Source organism: Caulobacter segnis, from assembly GCF_019931575.1.
Lineage (GTDB): Bacteria > Pseudomonadota > Alphaproteobacteria > Caulobacterales > Caulobacteraceae > Caulobacter > Caulobacter segnis_C.
Window position 1 is genome coordinate 4,954,190 of the sequence record NZ_CP082923.1, and the last position, 16,367, is coordinate 4,970,556.

At 70.0% G+C, this 16,367-nt stretch carries 10 protein-coding genes and 1 pseudogene; 5 read left to right on the plus strand and 6 right to left on the minus strand.

Annotated features, from left to right (window positions below; genetic code table 11):
- Nucleotides 1–11: 11 nt before the first annotated feature.
- The 3 genes from K8940_RS22720 to K8940_RS22730 form a co-directional block, all read right to left on the minus strand.
- Nucleotides 12–5,075, minus strand: a complete 5,064-nt coding sequence (locus K8940_RS22720) for an alpha-2-macroglobulin family protein (RefSeq protein ID WP_223392303.1) — start codon at nt 5,073–5,075, stop codon at nt 12–14.
- A 114-nt stretch (nt 5,076–5,189) separates the two neighbouring features.
- Complete coding sequence (locus tag K8940_RS22725; RefSeq protein WP_223392304.1) at nt 5,190–6,011, minus strand: carbonic anhydrase; 822 nt, start codon at nt 6,009–6,011, stop codon at nt 5,190–5,192.
- A gap of 73 nt (nt 6,012–6,084) precedes the next feature.
- On the minus strand, nt 6,085–6,558 hold the full coding sequence (locus tag K8940_RS22730; protein ID WP_223392305.1) for an Lrp/AsnC family transcriptional regulator: 474 nt from the start codon (nt 6,556–6,558) through the stop codon (nt 6,085–6,087).
- 119 nt (nt 6,559–6,677) lie between these two features.
- Here K8940_RS22730 and ald point away from each other — a divergent pair, with 119 nt between their 5' ends.
- Nucleotides 6,678–7,790 (plus strand): alanine dehydrogenase, encoded by a 1,113-nt coding sequence (gene ald, locus K8940_RS22735; RefSeq protein ID WP_223392306.1) that lies wholly within the window; start codon nt 6,678–6,680, stop codon nt 7,788–7,790.
- 157 nt (nt 7,791–7,947) lie between these two features.
- On the opposite strand, the gene K8940_RS22740 is transcribed toward ald, so the two are convergent.
- Nucleotides 7,948–8,652 carry a glycosyltransferase family protein gene (locus K8940_RS22740; protein ID WP_223392307.1) on the minus strand — a complete coding sequence of 235 codons (705 nt, stop codon included), beginning with the start codon at nt 8,650–8,652 and terminating at the stop codon, nt 7,948–7,950.
- Between the two features lie 166 nt (nt 8,653–8,818).
- Nucleotides 8,819–9,697, minus strand: a complete 879-nt coding sequence (locus K8940_RS22745; protein WP_223392308.1) for a bifunctional regulator KidO — start codon at nt 9,695–9,697, stop codon at nt 8,819–8,821.
- On the opposite strand from K8940_RS22745, the pseudogene K8940_RS22750 reads away from it, so the two are divergent.
- Nucleotides 9,690–10,785: pseudogene (locus tag K8940_RS22750) on the plus strand (XdhC family protein). The gene K8940_RS22745 and the pseudogene K8940_RS22750 sit on opposite strands and share 8 nt — an antisense overlap.
- Here K8940_RS22750 and K8940_RS22755 read toward each other — a convergent pair.
- Complete coding sequence (locus tag K8940_RS22755; protein ID WP_223392309.1) at nt 10,782–11,537, minus strand: creatininase family protein; 756 nt, start codon at nt 11,535–11,537, stop codon at nt 10,782–10,784. The pseudogene K8940_RS22750 and the gene K8940_RS22755 overlap by 4 nt on opposite strands.
- A 145-nt stretch (nt 11,538–11,682) precedes the next feature.
- Between K8940_RS22755 and K8940_RS22760 the strand changes: the two genes are divergently transcribed.
- The 3 genes from K8940_RS22760 (at nt 11,683) to acs (ending at nt 16,337) form a co-directional block, all read left to right on the plus strand.
- Entirely contained in the window at nt 11,683–12,642 is a 960-nt protein-coding gene (locus K8940_RS22760; protein WP_223392310.1) for a GAF domain-containing protein, read from the plus strand.
- A gap of 113 nt (nt 12,643–12,755) precedes the next feature.
- Nucleotides 12,756–14,276, plus strand: a complete 1,521-nt coding sequence (gene adh, locus K8940_RS22765; RefSeq protein ID WP_223392311.1) for an aldehyde dehydrogenase — start codon at nt 12,756–12,758, stop codon at nt 14,274–14,276.
- 117 nt (nt 14,277–14,393) lie between these two features.
- Entirely contained in the window at nt 14,394–16,337 is a 1,944-nt protein-coding gene (gene acs / locus K8940_RS22770) for an acetate--CoA ligase (protein ID WP_223395956.1), read from the plus strand.
- Nucleotides 16,338–16,367 lie beyond the last annotated feature (30 nt).

The following is a 16,367-nucleotide window of genomic DNA, read 5'->3' on the forward strand; positions in this document are numbered from 1 at the left end:
TCCGCTTCCCCTCACGGCCCCGGCGCGATCGTGGCGCGCGAGGCTTCCGAGCGGCCCACGATGGCCGGGCGGTACATGTCCTTGGCCACCGCGCCCGGCAGGAAGAAGCTTCCCGGCGTCACCGCCCGCGCCACATAGGCCAGGGCGAAGGGCTTGTTCCCCTCCAGGTCCAGCGCGGCGATGAAGCGGTCGTCGCGGCTTTCCTGGACGTCGGCGGCGGTCAGCTGACCGAGGAACTTGAACGGACCGTTCTGGGCGTCGTCGGCGCCCAGGGTCGTCTCGATCTCGAAGCCGGCCGGCAGGGCGTCGTCGACCACCAGGGCGGTCGAGCGGGCCTGCTGGTTGTGACCCGAGACCAGCACGATGATCCGGTCGCCCTGGCGGATCGTCGCCGGGTCGACCGCGCCGCCGCCCATCGACAGCAGCCGCTTGGAGACCGTCAGGCCGCTGGCCGAGGCGGGCGGGGCGGTGGTGGGCGTGCCGCGCACGCTGACCGTCCGCCACAGCGTCCCCTTGCCGGCGTTGACGAAGCGGGCGTCGGCCAGCCTGCCCACCGCCCAGCGCGGCGCGCCGCCAGCCGGGGGCAGGGGGTTGGCCCCCTTGGCGTCGATCGCGATCGGGCCCGAGGCCTGGATCAGGGCGTTGGCCGCGTGCAGCAAAGCCGCCTGCTCCTGGGTGTTCAGGGCGTCCGGGTCCTTGCTGGTGTTCTCCAGCCGACCCTGCAGCTGGCGGGCGACATCCATCATGCCGGACTCGGCGGCCAGGGCCGTCAGGACGGCGGTGTCGCGCAGCGGCGACTGGTACCAGTCCTGGGCGTCGCGATAGCCCAGCGAACCGACCGCCTGGCGCATGGCCGAGCGGGCGCGGGCGTTGTCGCCCATTCTTGCAAGACCAGCGGCGACATAGGCCTTGGCCACCGGCTGGGCCTCGTCCTTCATCTGCACGTCGTGCCACCAGCGCAGGCGGGCCAGGTCGCCCTTGCCGGCCTTGGCCATGACGTAGAGGGCGTAGGCGCTGGCGCGGCGGCGCATGCGCTCGGTCGCCTTCTTGGAGGCGTCCTCGTTCGACGCCCACCAACCCGGATATTCCATGCGATAGGCGACCGAGGCCCAGCCCTCCGGCCGGCTGACCTGGCGCATGGCGCCGACGGCCTTGTCGATGGCGGCGTCGGGCACGGCCACGCCTTGGGCGCGGGCCTCCAGCAGGAAGTCGACCACGTAAGCGCCCAGCCACGGGTCAGCCTCGCCGTCGCCCACGCGCCACAGGCCGAAGGCGCCGTCCAGGGTCTGGCGATCCAGCAGCTTGCCCACGGCGCCCGCGAGAGCGGCCGGCGTGCGCTTCAGCTTGGGATCGGTCGAGAAGGTCTGGGCGTACAGCAGCGGATAGGCCGTCGAGACCAGCTGCTCGGTGCAGCCATACGGATAGCGCTGCAAGGCGACCGCGATCGCCGACGGGTCGAAACCCCGGATCGGCGAATAGCTGACCTGCATCGTCACGTCGCCCGCCGCCAGGCCCGAGAGCAGGGCGTAGGACGGGGTGTAGGCCTCGCCCGGGCGCTGGATCTCGGTGGTGGTGCGCACCACGTCGCCCCAGCCCAGGCGGGTCTGGATCGGATAGTCCTTCGACGTCGAGAAGCCGGGACCGGCGACCTTGAAGCCGATCTTGCCGATGCCGGTGACGTCCGGCGCCAGGAAGGGGATCTTCTCAGCGATGCGCTGGCCCAGGATCAGCTGGAACACTTTCCTGAAAGCGACCTTCAGCCCGTTGGTCGAGAAGGCCTCGGCCGTATAGGCGCCCGGCTTGCCCTCGACATTGTGCAGCTCCAGCGTGGCGTAGGCCTGGTCGCCCGGAGCCAGGAAGCGCGGCAGGTTCAGATCGGCCACCACCGGCTGGCGCACGGTCAGCGGCTTGCTCGCGGAACCCACAGCAGTGTCGGTCCAGGCCACGGCCTGGAGGCGCAGTTCACCGTTGAAGTCGGCGGCCGGCAGCTTGACCACCGCCTTGCCGTCCAGGCCGGTCTCGACGATCCCCGACCACAGGGCCACGGTCTTGATCGGCGTGACCGTCAGGCCCTCGCCGCCGACCTCGTCGCCGCCGAAGTTCACATTGGCCGGCGCGCCCAGGTTCGGATCGAGCAGGCGGCCGTAGTCGTCGCGGTAGTTCAGGGTCAGGGCCCGCTTGCCGAAGTACCACTTCACCGGGTCGGGGCTGTCCTGGTGGGTCAGGCGCAGGATGCCCTCGTCCACCGCCGCGATGGTAATCTTGGCCTTCTGGCCAAAGCCCAGGCCCGAGACCTTCACCGGGATCTCGACCGGGGCCTTGCTGTCGATCTTGCTCGGCGTGCCGAGATCCACCGTCAGCTTGCGACCCTTCGGATCGAGCGGGACGTAGACCAGGCCCAGGGCCCGGCGGGGCTTGGGCGAGGCGACCGGGTCGCGCGGCTGGATGACGCTGACCATGACATAGGCCCCGCCGCCCCAGGCGGCCGTGGTCTTGAGGCGCACCGTCGTGCCGTTCTCGCCGACCGACACAGTCTTCAGGTCGATCAGGCGATCGGTGGCGACGGCCACCTGGGCCTCGCCGGCATAGGGCGGCTTCAGGGTGATCTCGACGGTGTCGCCCTGGCTGTAGGTCCTGGTCCCGGCGGACACGCGGACCACGTCGGGAGCCTCGCCCTCGCGGGCGGGGGCGCCCCAGCCGGCCGAGAAGCGGGTGACGGTCCTGGCCCCGTCGGCGCCCTCGACCTCGAGGCGATAGTCGCCCCAGCCCAGGCGTCGGGTCAGCTTGGCGGGGGCGGCGGCGCCGATATTCACCGAAGCCTTGGCCACGATCGCGTCGCGGCTGCTGCGCCGCCACTGCCAGCGGCCGTTCTGCTGGAACCAGTCATAGTCCCAGCGCTCGGCCACCAGGGTGTAGGTCGCGGTCGCGCCAATGCGCTGGCCGGCCGCGTTGACGGCGATGATGTCGAGGCTGACGGGCGGATCGCCCTTGCCGGCCTCTCCCTGGTCGACCTTGACGCCGTAATAGACCGACTTCGGACGCACCTTCAGGTCCAGCCCCTCGCGGACCGGACGGCCGCCCGGCTCGAACACCGAGGCGGTGACCGAAGCCACCAGCGGCTGGGCGGTGTCACCCGCGTCGCCGGTCCCGACCGACAGGATCGCCCGGCCCTCGCCGTCGGTGACGCTCGTACCGAGGTCGATATATTTCTCGTCGAAGGTCTTGGACTGGTCACCCCATTCGAAGCCCTTGTAGGCCGGGAACGGGTCGGTGTCCGCGCGCAGGCGGGCCTCGCCCTGGGTCTGCAGGCCCGCGCCCGGCGCGCCGTACAGGAAGCGGGCCGAGACGTCGACCTTGCGGGTCTCGCCGGCGCCGACCGGGACGGCCTCCTGGCCCGTGGCGGTGACCGCCAGGCGTTGCGGGGCGAAGTCCTCGACCGAGAAGCTCAAGGACCCCGTCGCGTCCTCGATGCCCTCGATGTGCAGCTCGGCGATCCAGCGGCCGCGCGGGGCCGAACGCGGCAGGGCGATGTCGGCCAGCACGGCGCCGGCCTCAGCCCGAGTGAACGGATAACGCTTGAACTCGACGCCCGACGGCCGCTTGACGAGGATCTCGCCCTTGCGGTCGCTGACCGCCTTGGCCAAGCGGTCGCGGACCATGGCGGTCAGGTGGACGGTCTCGCCCGGCCGGTAGATGCCCCGGTCGGCATAGAGGTAGCCGTCGATGTCGGCCGCCACGCTGCGCCCGTCGACGCCACCCTCGGTCCGGCCGCCGACGCCCTGCTTGGAGAGGTCGACCGGCGAGCGGTCCAGGTCCAGAACCGCCAGGTCGCCCTGCGCGCCATAGGCCATGACCATCTTGGCGCGCTCGGCCCCCTGGCCCTTCAGCAGAGGGCGCGGGAAGCGCACGCGGCCGTCGGCGTCGCTGTTGCTCTCGGCCAGGGATTCGCCGTCGGCGGCCACCAGGGCCACGCGGACGCCCGACAGAGTCCTGGCGCTCTTCAGCGAGCGGACCACGACGTCCAGGCTTTCCGAGCCGTCGTAGCCCAGCAGCGCCATGTCGGTGAACACGATCCAGCGGCGGGCCTGGGCGGGGTTGTTGTCGCCGCCGCTCTCGGCGTCGGGATCACGGCCGCCCGAGGCGTCGCGCGCCTTGATGACGAAGGCGCCGGCCTTCATGTCCTTCAGCACCGCGCCCAGCGGGAAGACGGTGGTCGCCTTCTGGCCCGTCGCGCCGCCGGCGACCGGCACAGTCCCCTTCCAGACGCGGCGGCCGTCGTCGCCCACGGCGTCGTCGCCATAGTCGCCGGCCCAGTCGCCTTCGCCTGTCGGATCGGGCGCGCTGATCGACTTGCGGACCAGGTTGCGGTCCGGCACGCGCCAGACCTCGACGGCCAGGGTCTGGACGTTGATCGTCTCGATGGCGACGCCGTCCGCCTCCTCGCGCGGCAGGATCACGCCGTCGCCGGCGAAGCCGACATAAGGAGGCTTTTCACCAAACGTGAAGTCGACGTCGGCGTTGGCGGCCAGGGTCTCGCCGCCCTTGGCGGGCAGGCCCTTGAGCAGGGTGATGCGATGGTCGGTAAAACCGACGCCGCCCAGGCACAGCTCATCGCCCTTGACCCGCACCGAGGGCTGACGGCCCAGGTCCGGCGAGACCAGCACGAAGTCGGCATAGGCCTTGGACGGATCCAGGGCCTTGCTCATGCGGATGCAGGCCAGCGGGTCGGGGCCGCTGCTGTCGACGCGGGTCTGCCAGACCGCGAAGCCGTCGGGCTTGGGAATTCCGCGACGCGGGGCGTTGGCGCCGCGCGGCTTGCCGAACAGCGACCAGGCCTCGCCCTTGACCGACTCGACCCCGGCCGGCTTGCCGCCGCCCAGGAAAAGCCCGCCCTTGCCGACCGCGAAGCCGCCGCCGAAGCCGACGACCAGCGCCCCGGCCACGGCGATGGCCACCGGGCCCTTCAGGGCGTCGGGCCAGCGGTCGGAAACGGTCCGACGAAGCGAATTCCAGCGGGTCCGCCAGGGATTTTGGGTGTCGCGACCACCTTCCGGCGGCGTTTCTTCCGTCGACATCCACGTCTTCCCTGATCCGCGTAGTTCAGGGCGGACTTGAACCTAAGCGTGAACAGGGGTCAACGGCGCGCGTATGGCGACGCTTGGCGAAAGACCAACAGGTCGCCGCTGGGATTACGCGTCGAAAGCGACGACGCCCGTGGTCAGGTCGTAGCAGGCCGAGACCACCTTCAGCCGGCCTTCCTCGATCCGCTCGGCCAGGACGCCGTCGGCGACCTTCAGGCGGCCGGCGATGTCGCGGACGTTGCGGCGGATGGCGGCGTCCTGCAGGTCGGCCGGGTGGGTCTCGTCGGCTTCCAGCACGGCCGGGATGATCGGCAGCACCATCTCGTGCAGGGCCCCGTGCAGCTCCGCGTGCTTCTTGGCGACGTCCACGGCCGCGCCCACGGCGCCGCACTTGGTGTGACCCAGCACCACGATCAGCGGCGCGCCCAGGTGCTCGACCGCGTAGACGATCGAGCCCAAGCCCTCGCGACCGACGGTCGAGCCGGCCACGCGAATCACGAATAGTTCGCCGAGGTTGCAGTCGAAGACCAGCTCCGGCGCCGTGCGGCTGTCGGCGCAGCCGATGACCACCGCGAACGGCTTCTGGCCCTTGGACAGGTCGGCCACCCGCGCCATCGTCGGCAGCATCAGGTTGGCGCCGCCGCGGGCGAAGATGGCGTTGCCCTGCTTCAGGCGGCCCAGGGCCTCGTCGGGCGAGACGTCCTGGACGGGGGCGGCGGGCGCGGGCGGCGGCTCGACCTCCATCGGCTTGACGGCGGCCAGGGCCTTGTCGAGCGCGGCCTTGTCGCCAGCCTGATGCCGAAGAGCGCTGGACGTCCGGCGGCCCTTCTTGGTCAGCAGGTTGGGCGCATGTCCGTCGCCCTCGGCGAAAGCCAGGGCCGGCGCGGCGACGCCCATCAGGGCTCCCAGCAGGATCCGTCTCGAAACCATCTCGTCCCCCGACGCGGCTTGAATGTCGGGCGAAGCCTAGGGTTCAACGGCTCAGGAAAGATTAATCAGGCGCTCATAGCGGCAATTCAGCGCGCTTAACGACAGTGCGCATGGCGATGCTGCTGCTGACGCGGACCACGCCGGGGATGCGGGTCAGCTCCTGGGCGTGGACCCGCTCCAGGTCGTCGACGTCGCGCACCACCAGGCGGAGCAGATAGTCCGAGCCACCGGTCATCAGGTAGCACTCGGCCACCTCGCGGACATTGGTGATCGCCTTCTCGAAGGCGCTGAGCGCGCTCTCGGCCTGGGACGACAGGGTCACCGTCACGAAGACGCTGAGCGGCAGGCCCACCGCCCGCTCGTCGATCACGGCGGCGTAGCGGCCGATGACCCCCGCCTCCTCCAGCGCCCGCACGCGGCGCAGACAGGCGGATTCGGAAAGATTCACCGCCTCGGCCATTTCCACATAGCTGGCCCGGCCCCGCCGTTGCAGCAGGTGCAGGAGCTTCCGGTCGAAACCATCCAGGTCAACGGCGGCTTTCTTCATATGAGCTACATAGCACGCAAGAATCCTGCACAACAGCGGTCGCCGGACACGAAATCACCAGGGAAACTGCGCTCGCCTGAGCGCACAGTCTCGATCAAAGCGCTTTTGGAGGAAGCATCATGCGCGTTGGCGTCCCTTCCGAGATCAAACCGGGCGAACACCGGGTCGGCCTCACCCCCACGGCCGTCCGTGAATATGTCGGCCATGGCCACACCGTCCTGGTCCAGTCGGGCGCGGGCCTCGGCGCCGGCTACGCCGACGAGGTCTATGTGAAGGCCGGCGCGACCATCGCCCCGGACGCCGCCGCCGTCTTCGCTGGCGCGGACATGATCGTGAAGGTCAAGGAGCCGCAGAAGGTCGAGTGGGAGAAGCTCGAGCCGCGCCACATCCTCTTCACCTATCTGCACCTGGCGCCCGATCCGGCCCAGACCGAGGGGCTGCTGAACAGCGGCGCGGCGGCCATCGCCTACGAGACCGTCACCGACGCGCGCGGCGGCCTGCCGCTGCTGGCGCCGATGTCGGAAGTGGCCGGCCGGATCGCGGTGTTCTCGGCCGCCGAGACCTTGCTCAAGCACAATGGCGGCATGGGCCTCCTGCTCTGCGGCGTGCCCGGCGTGCCCCCGGCCCGCGTGGCCGTGCTGGGCGGCGGCGTGGTCGGCAGCAACGCCGCCCGCATGGCCGCCGGCCTCGGCGCCGAGGTCGTGGTTCTGGAACGCTCGATCCCGCGCATGCGCGAGCTGGACGACCTCTATCAAGGCCGCATCCTGACCCGCTACTCGACCTTCGCCGCCGTCGAGGAGGAAATCCTCAAGGCCGACGTGATCATCGGCGCTGTGCTGACCGCCGGCGCGGCCGCGCCCAAGCTGGTCCGCCGCGAGCACCTGAAGCAGATGAAGCCAGGCTCGGTGCTGGTCGACGTCTCGATCGACCAGGGCGGCTGCTTCGAGACCTCCAAGCCGACCACCCACGCCGAACCGACCTATGTGGTCGACGGCGTCGTCCACTACTGCGTGGCCAACATGCCCGGCGCGGCCCCGCGCACCTCGTCGGAGGCCCTGGGCAACGCCACCCTGCCATTCGGCCTGGCGCTCGCCGACAAGGGCCTGGACGCGCTGAAGGGCAACGTCCATCTGGCGCGCGGCCTCAACGTGCTGAAGGGCGAGCTGACCCACCCGGCCGTGGCCGAAGCGCTGGGCAAGACCTCCGTCGACCCGTACGGGGCGTGGAAGTAGGGCTCTAGCCCGACCCCAAACCCGATCTTCCCGGCGAAGGCCGGGACCCAGATCGTATGGCTGTGAAGCGCATGCAAAGACGCCCGCGATTCTGTCCGGACCGCGGGCGTTCTTGCATCTGGGCCCCGGCTTTCGCCGGGGGAAGCGGTTTGAGTGACTACGCCGCGAAGCGCGCGATGTCCTGGCGGCTCTCGACCAAGTCCAGCACGTCGCCCATGCGGAAGCCCGGATCGACCGGATGCAGGGCGTCGTAGACCGAGCGGGCGAAGGCCAGGTCGGCGGCGGTCTTCACCCGCCAGTCAAGGCGCGACCAGTCGCGGGCGGCCTTCAGGTGAGCCTGGCTCCAGCGCTTCGGCTGGTTGCGGATCGCGGCGGTCGGCGAGATGCGGGCCATCGGGTCGCGCTCCTCGGCGGCGGCGTCGCGCAGCACGCCGGCCTTGATCACCTCGACCTCGAGACCGGCCGGATAGGTGCGGTGAACGCGGTTGGAGGTATAGTCGGCGCCGCTGGCCAGGGCCATGCGGACGGCGTCGTCGATGACGCCCGGATCCATGAACGGCGCGTCGCCCTTCAGGCGGACCACGTGGCTGACCGCGCTGATCGCCTCGGCGCAGCGGGCGATGCGGGCCAGGATGTCGGCGCCGGCCCCGCGATGGACGGTGTGGCCCCGCGAGACCAGGAAGCCGGCCAGGGCGTCGTCGGCTGCGTCGGTGCTGGTCACCACGATGATCTTGGACAGGGTCCGCGCGCCGCGCAGACGTTCCAGCTGACGCACGATCATCGGCTCGCCCTGGAGCGTGGCCATCGACTTGCCAGGCAACCGGGAAGACCCCATGCGGGCCTGCAGGACGGCGAGGATCATGACGCGGTCTCCCTTCAGTGGGACCAAGCTAGACCAGACTCATAAAACTCAAGTGAATCAGAAGATTAAAAGGTCTTAACCGACAGGCTTAATTGGCGGGCGCGGACACGCGTCGACGACCGGCCGATCAAGCCGTTCGAACTGTCTCAGGCGATTCTGGAGTTGGTCAGGCGACCCAACGTCGCGGGTCGAGCGCGACCGGATCGTCGATGGCCATCTCGTCCCAGTCGAGGTCCGGCGGCGGGCTCGACGCGGCGGCGACCACGGCCGACAGCTCGGCGGCCGAGTTGCAGCCGACCAGCACGGCCGAGCCTTCCGGGCGCGACAGGGCGAAGCCCAGGGCGGCCTGGAGCGGATCCGAGCGGCCCTCGGCGATCATGCGGCGCACGCGCGACAGGCGGCCGGAGGCGCCCTTCAGCTGGGCCGGAACGCGATCGGGCGGCAGGAACAGCAGGCCGTTCAGGAAGATCGAGCGCAGGTGCACCTCGACGCCCATGCCGGCGATGCGTTGCAGCGAGCCGTCGGCCAGCAGGCGCTGGTCGAGCAGCGAGGCCGGGGCTTGCAGAATGTCGGGCTTGAAGCGCTTGGCCACGCCGACGGGGTCGTCGCTGGCGTGGGCGGCGACGCCGATCTTGGCGAACAGGCCTTGGTCCTTCAGCCGCTGCAGGCGGTCCCACAAGGCCGCGCCATGCGGGCCGAACAGCTCCGAGGGCGAATGGACAATGACCGAATCGGCGCGCTCGACGCCCAGGCGGCGCAAGGTGGCGCGGGCCTCGGCCTCGACGAAGTCGGGACCGCGATCGGCGCGGGCCGAGCCGATGGTGACGCGGAACGGAACCGGGCGAGGAATCAGGTCGCCCAGCATGGTCTCGGCGCGGCCGAACAGCCCCGAGGCGTCCAGCATCGACAGGCGAGCGCGCGCGGCGATGGTCAGCATGTCGCGCGTCTCGATTTCGGGCGAACGCCCGCGCGGCGCGGAGGAGCTCCCGCCGTCGAGGCCGAACTGAGCGGCCGCCAAACCGAGTTTTGAGACCGAAATGGACATCGCCATCCGCGCTGACAAAACACCAACCAGACACGAACGGTACGCGCCAAGGTTTGAACATCAGGTTTCTGGAACCTTGCCGAGGGGTTAATATCGCGCCGATGATCGACGACCGCTCAGACGACGCCTCCGCCCTTCTTTGGCCGATGCACGGCATTGCCGACGACGCCCGCCCGGCCTTGGCCGTCGCGCTTTCGCGCGGCCCCGCCGCCCTGGCCACCATCACCGCCCTCTCCGGAGGCGGACCCCGCCCCGTCGGGGCCCAGATGGTGTTCGGCGAAAATATTGTTTCCGGATTTTTGTCGGGCGGCTGCATCGAGGCCGACGTCGAGACCCACGCCCGCGCGTGCCTCGCCGACGGCCAGCCGCGCCGCCTGGTCTATGGCGAGGGCAGCCCCTGGCCGGACATCCGCCTGCTGTGCGGCGCGCGAATCGAGATCCTGGTCGAGATGATCGCGCCCGACGATCCGGCGGCCCGGACCCTGCTGGACTTGGCCGCCGCCCGGGCCCCGGCCTTCTGGGTCAGCGACGGCCGCAAGCGGCTGTGCGTCGAGGAGCCCCAGGCGCCGTGGGCCGGCGCCTTCGAGCGCGCCTTCGATCCCGCCCCGCGCCTGATCGTGCTGGGCGGCGATCCGACCGCCCTGGCGGTGGCCAGCCTGGGGGCGCAGTCCGGCTTCGAGACCACCCTGGTCCGTCCCAAGGGACCGGAAGCGCCGCCGCCCCTGGCCGAGGTCGCCTATCGCCGCGACGCGGCCGGCGAGGCCCTGGCCGCGATCGGGCTGGACGCCTGGACCGCGGTCGCCGTCTGCGGCCACGACCTGGAACTGGACCACGCGGCCCTGCTGGCCGCCCTGCCCTCGCCCGCGCCCTATGTCGGCTTGCTGGGCGCGCGCCGCCGGCTTCCCGAGCGGTTGGCGCGACTGAAGGCGGCCGGGCTCTCCGACCGCGATCTGGCCAAGCTGCGTGCGCCGATCGGCCTCGATCTGGGCGGCAAGGCCCCGTTCGAGGTGGCGGTGGCGGTGATCGGCGAGATCATGGCCACGCGCCACGGCCAGCCGGCGCTGGAGCGGAGAACGGTCGAAGCCTAGGCCGGAGCCTTCTCGGCCCCGAACGCGGCGATGTCCTCGAGCAGGGCGTTGGCGGCCATGTCCACCAGCTCGCCGCCCTTCTCGGGCGTGGCCTGGGCCGGGTCGGAGCCCATGCGGCCGTCGGCGTAGCGGGCGCGGAAATCCAGGGCCTCGCGGATCGGACCTGTCGGGGCGATCCTGGGCTCGTACGGCGTCGTCTTGATCGTCTCGGGATAGCCCCACTGGGTCACGGCGATCTCGGACGGGGTGGCGTGGCTGCCGTGGCCCGTCGGGAATTGGCGGTTGGCCAGAGCGTTGACGCCGGCCAGGTCCCACCAGTTCTTCAGCTTCAGGGCGAACGGCGCGCGCTGCTGGCGGAAGCTGTAGTCGGCGTAGATCTCCGAGAAGGCCGCTTCGATCGAGGCGACGTTGCCGCCGTGGCCGTTCAGGAAATAGATCCGCGTGAAGCCGTGCGCGCCCAGCGAACGCACCCAGTCGCCGATCGCGGCGATGAAGGTCGAGGGCCGCAGGAAGATGGTGCCGGGAAAGGCCAGGTGATGCTGGGCCATGCCGATGTTGAAGGTCGGGGCCACCAGGATCTTGTCGTTCGCGCGCTTGCTGGCCTCGTGGGCGATGATCTCCGGGCACAGCCAGTCGGTGCCCAGGAGGCCCGTCGGTCCGTGCTGCTCGTTCGAGCCGATCGGCACCACCACGGCCTGGCTGGTCTTCAGGCGGGTTTCGATTTCGGACCAGGTCGACAGGGCCAGCAGCATGGGAAGCACTCCTTCGGGTACGTCGGCAGGCTTTACGCCCAATCTGAATGGGAGCCGACCCCAAAATGCCGCACTTGCGCCCGAGCTTGTCGTCGCGTCATGCTGATCAGCGAAGCCGGGCGAAACCCGGCGCGGAGGAAACGCGATGGCCGAGCCGGGCCATGCCGAACGGGTCTTGTCGGTGCTGCGCGATGGCGCGGCGACGCCGCTGGCCGCCTCGTGGCGCCGCTGCCTGACCCAGCACCACCTCGATCCCGAGAACCGCAAGCCGCCCGAGACCCTGTCGGGCGCCGAGCTGCGCGCGGCCCAGGATCGGATGGGTCCGCTGCTGGCCGCCGCCCAGGACAATCTGGACGCCCTGTTCCAGGCGGTCGGCGACGGCGGCGGCTGCGTGCTGCTGACCAACGCCGACGGCGTGCCGGTCGATCGCCGGGGCGTGGCCGCCGACGATCCTGTGTTCCGCCGCTGGGGCCTTTGGAACGGCGCGGTGTGGAGCGAGGCCCGCGAGGGCACCAACGGCATCGGCACCTGCATCGCCGAGCAGCGGGTGCTGACCATCCACCGCGACCAGCACTTCCACACCCGCAACATCGGCCTCTCCTGCACCGTCGCGCCACTGTTCGACGCCAGCGGCCGCCTGGCCGGGGCGTTGGACGTCTCCTCGTGCCGTCCGGGGATGGAGGGCCTGACCGGCCTGGTCGAGCGGGCCGTCACCGACGCGGCCCGCCGCATCGAGGTCCGCGCCTTCCGCGAGGCCTTCCCCAAGGCCCGCATCGTGCTGCTGCCGGAAACGAGCGCGGACCGGGCCTCGGTGCCGATGCTGGCGGTGGACGGCGACGACGTGGTCATCGGCGCCTCCCGCGCCGCGCGCCTGGCCCTGAAACTGACCGACGAGACCCTGAAGCGCGGCCTGCCCTCGCCGGACCGCTCGACCGATCTTGGCCCCACCGACCTCAACAGGGCCGAACGCGCCGCCGTCCGGCGCGCCCTGACCCAGGCCGGCGGCAACGTCTCGGCCGCCGCCAGCCTGCTGGGCCTGTCGCGCGCCACCCTGAACCGCAAGCTCAAGCGCCTGGACCTGGCGCGCGGCCGCGAATTCCACTGAAGCTGTCTCAGATCTGAGACACCGCCGGCCAGGGCCGGCCCGACCCCGGCTGCGCCGCGCCCGCGCCGGGTCAATCTGCCTCCAAGACGCCGTCAGGCGCATGGAGGAAACTCATGACCAAGCCCGAATTCATCGACTCGCTGTCGCGCCCGCCGTTCAAGGCCCGCTACGACAACTTCATCGGCGGCCGGTGGGTCGCCCCGGCCGACGGTCGCTACTTCGACAACAGCTCGCCCATCCACGGCCGCAAGATCTGCGAGGTCGCCCGTTCGCAAGACATCGACGTCGAGCGCGCCCTGAACGCCGCCCACGCCGCCAAGGACGCCTGGGGCAAGACCAGCGCCGCCGACCGCTCGCGGATCCTGCTGCGCATCGCCGACCGCATGGAGGAGAACCTCGAGATCCTGGCCACGGCCGAGACCTGGGACAACGGCAAGCCGATCCGCGAGACCATGGCCGCCGACATCCCGCTGGCCATCGACCATTTCCGCTACTTCGCCGGCTGCCTGCGCAGCCAGGAAGGTTCGATCTCGGAGATCGACCACGACACCATCGCCTATCACTTCCACGAGCCGCTGGGCGTGGTCGGCCAGATCATACCCTGGAACTTCCCGCTGCTGATGGCCTGCTGGAAGCTGGCTCCAGCCCTGGCGGCCGGCAACTGCGTGGTGCTGAAACCCGCCGAGCAGACCCCGGCCTCGATCATGGTCTGGGCCGAGCTGATCGGCGACCTGCTGCCCGCCGGCGTGCTGAACATCGTCAACGGCTTCGGCATCGAGGCCGGCAAGCCCCTGGCCTCCAGCCCGCGCATCGCCAAGATCGCCTTCACCGGCGAGACCTCCACCGGCCGGCTGATCATGCAGTACGCCAGCCAGAACCTGATCCCGGTCACCCTGGAGCTGGGCGGCAAGTCGCCGAACATCTTCTTCGACGATGTGGCGCGCGAGGACGACGACTTCCTGGACAAGGCCCTGGAGGGCTTCACCATGTTCGCCCTGAACCAGGGCGAGGTCTGCACCTGTCCCAGCCGGGCGCTGGTCCAGGAGTCGATCTACGAGAAGTTCATGGAGAAGGCGCTGAAGCGCGTGAACGCCGTGGTCCAGGGCAGCCCGCTCGACCCCGCCACCATGATCGGCGCCCAGGCCTCCGAAGAGCAGCTGAACAAGATCCTCGGCTACATGGACATCGGTCGCGACGAGGGCGCCAAGCTGCTGGCTGGCGGCAAGCGCAAGATCCTGCCGGGCCAGCTGGCCGACGGCTATTATGTCGAGCCGACCGTGTTCGAGGGCCACAACAAGATGCGGATCTTCCAGGAGGAGATCTTCGGCCCGGTCCTGGCGGTGACCACCTTCAAGACCGAGGAGGAAGCGCTGGCCATCGCCAACGACACCGCCTTCGGCCTGGGCGCCGGGGTATGGAGCCGCGACGCCAACCGCTGCTACCGGTTCGGCCGAGGCATCGAGGCCGGTCGCGTCTGGACCAACTGCTACCACGCCTATCCGGCCCACGCGGCCTTCGGCGGCTACAAGCAGTCGGGCGTGGGCCGCGAGACCCACAAGATGATGCTCGACCACTACCAGCAGACCAAGAACATGCTGGTCAGCTACAGCCCCAAGGCCCTCGGCTTCTTCTGATCCGAGCTGTTCACTAGACACGCGCCAGCCGTATCGACGTGAGAAACCACAATGGTCTTCTTGCGCCGAGCGGCTGGCTTCGCCTATTCCGGCGACCAACAAGATAAGGGAGTACGGCTGGTGAGCGACGGACAGGTTTTCCCGGTTCCCAAGGACCTGGCGGAACAGGCGCATATCGACGCCGCCGCCTATGCGGCCGCCGTGGCCCGGGTCGAGGCTGATCCCGAGGGCTATTGGCGCGACATCGCCGCCCGCCTCGACTGGATCAAGGCCCCCACCCGGATCAAGGACGTCTCCTACGCCAAGGACGACTTCCACATCCGCTGGTACGAGGACGGCGTCCTCAACGTCTCGGCCAACTGCCTGGACCGTCACCTGCCCGCCAAGAAGGACGACGTCGCCCTGATCTTCGAGGGCGACGAGCCAGGGACCTCCAGCACCCTGACCTACGGCCAGCTGCACGAGGAGGTTTGCCGCATGGCCAACGTCCTCAAGGCGCAGGGCGTCCAGAAGGGCGACCGGGTCACGATCTACCTGCCGATGGTGCCGCTGGCGGCGGTGGCCATGCTGGCCTGCGCCCGGATCGGCGCGGTGCACTCGGTGGTGTTCGGCGGCTTCTCGCCCGACAGCATCGCCGGCCGCATCCAGGACTGCGCCTCGCACTTCGTGATCACCGCCGACGAGGGCCGCCGCGGCGGCCGCCGGGTGCCGCTGAAGGCCAATATCGACGAGGCCCTGAACCACTGCCCCTGGGTCGGCAAGGTTCTGATGATCCGCTGGACCGGGGCCGACGTGCCGCTGAAGTCCGGCCGCGACATCGTCTGGCAGGACGTCCGCGACACCGTCTCGGCCGACTGCCCGCCCGAGCCGATGAACGCCGAGGACCCGCTGTTCATCCTCTACACCTCGGGCTCGACGGGGAAGCCCAAGGGCGTGCTGCACACCACGGGCGGCTACCTGGCCTGGGCCTCTTGGACGTTCTGGGCGGTGTTCGACTACAAACCCGGCGAAGTCTTCTGGTGCACGGCCGACGTGGGCTGGGTCACCGGCCACAGCTATGTCGTCTACGGCCCGCTGGCCAATGGCGGGACCAGCCTGATCTTCGAGGGCGTGCCCAACTATCCGACCCCCAGCCGCTTCTGGGAGGTGATCGACAAGCACAAGGTCGAGATCTTCTACACCGCCCCCACGGCCCTGCGCGCCCTGATGCGCGAGGGCGACGACTACGTGACCAAGAACGACCTGTCGTCCCTGCGCGTGCTGGGCAGCGTCGGCGAGCCGATCAATCCGGAAGCCTGGCTCTGGTACCACCGCGTGGTCGGCAAGGAGCGCCTGCCGATCGTCGACACCTGGTGGCAGACCGAGACCGGCGGCATGCTGATCACCCCGCTGCCCGGCGCCACCGACCTGAAGCCGGGCTCGGCCTCCAAGCCGCTGCCGGGGGTCAAGCCGCAGCTGGTCGACGCCGAGGGCAAGGTCCTGGACGGCGCGACCGAGGGCAACCTCGTCCTGACCGACAGCTGGCCGGGCCAGATGCGTACGGTCTATGGCGACCACCAGCGCTTCTTCGACACCTATTTCTCGACCTATCCCGGCAAGTACTTCACCGGCGACGGCTGCCGCCGCGACGCCGACGGCTACTACTGGATCACCGGCCGGGTCGACGACGTGATCAACGTCTCGGGCCACCGCCTGGGCACGGCCGAGATCGAAAGCGCCCTGGTGGCCCACGAGGCCGTCGCCGAGGCCGCCGTGGTCGGCTATCCGCACGACATCAAGGGCCAGGGCGTCTACGCCTATGTGACCCTGAAGGCGGGCGTCGAGGCCACCGACCAACTTCGCAAGGACCTGGTCCTGTGGGTCCGCCACGAGATCGGCCCGTTCGCCGCCCCGGACGTCCTGCAATGGGCGCCGGGCCTGCCCAAGACCCGCTCTGGCAAGATCATGCGCCGCATCCTGCGCAAGATCGCCGAGAACGAACTGGGCAGCCTCGGCGACACCTCGACCCTGGCCGATCCGTCCGTGGTCGATGATCTGGTGAAAAATCGCGCCGGGGCGTGATCCTCGCGCTCCTCTTCCTTGCCTGGACTC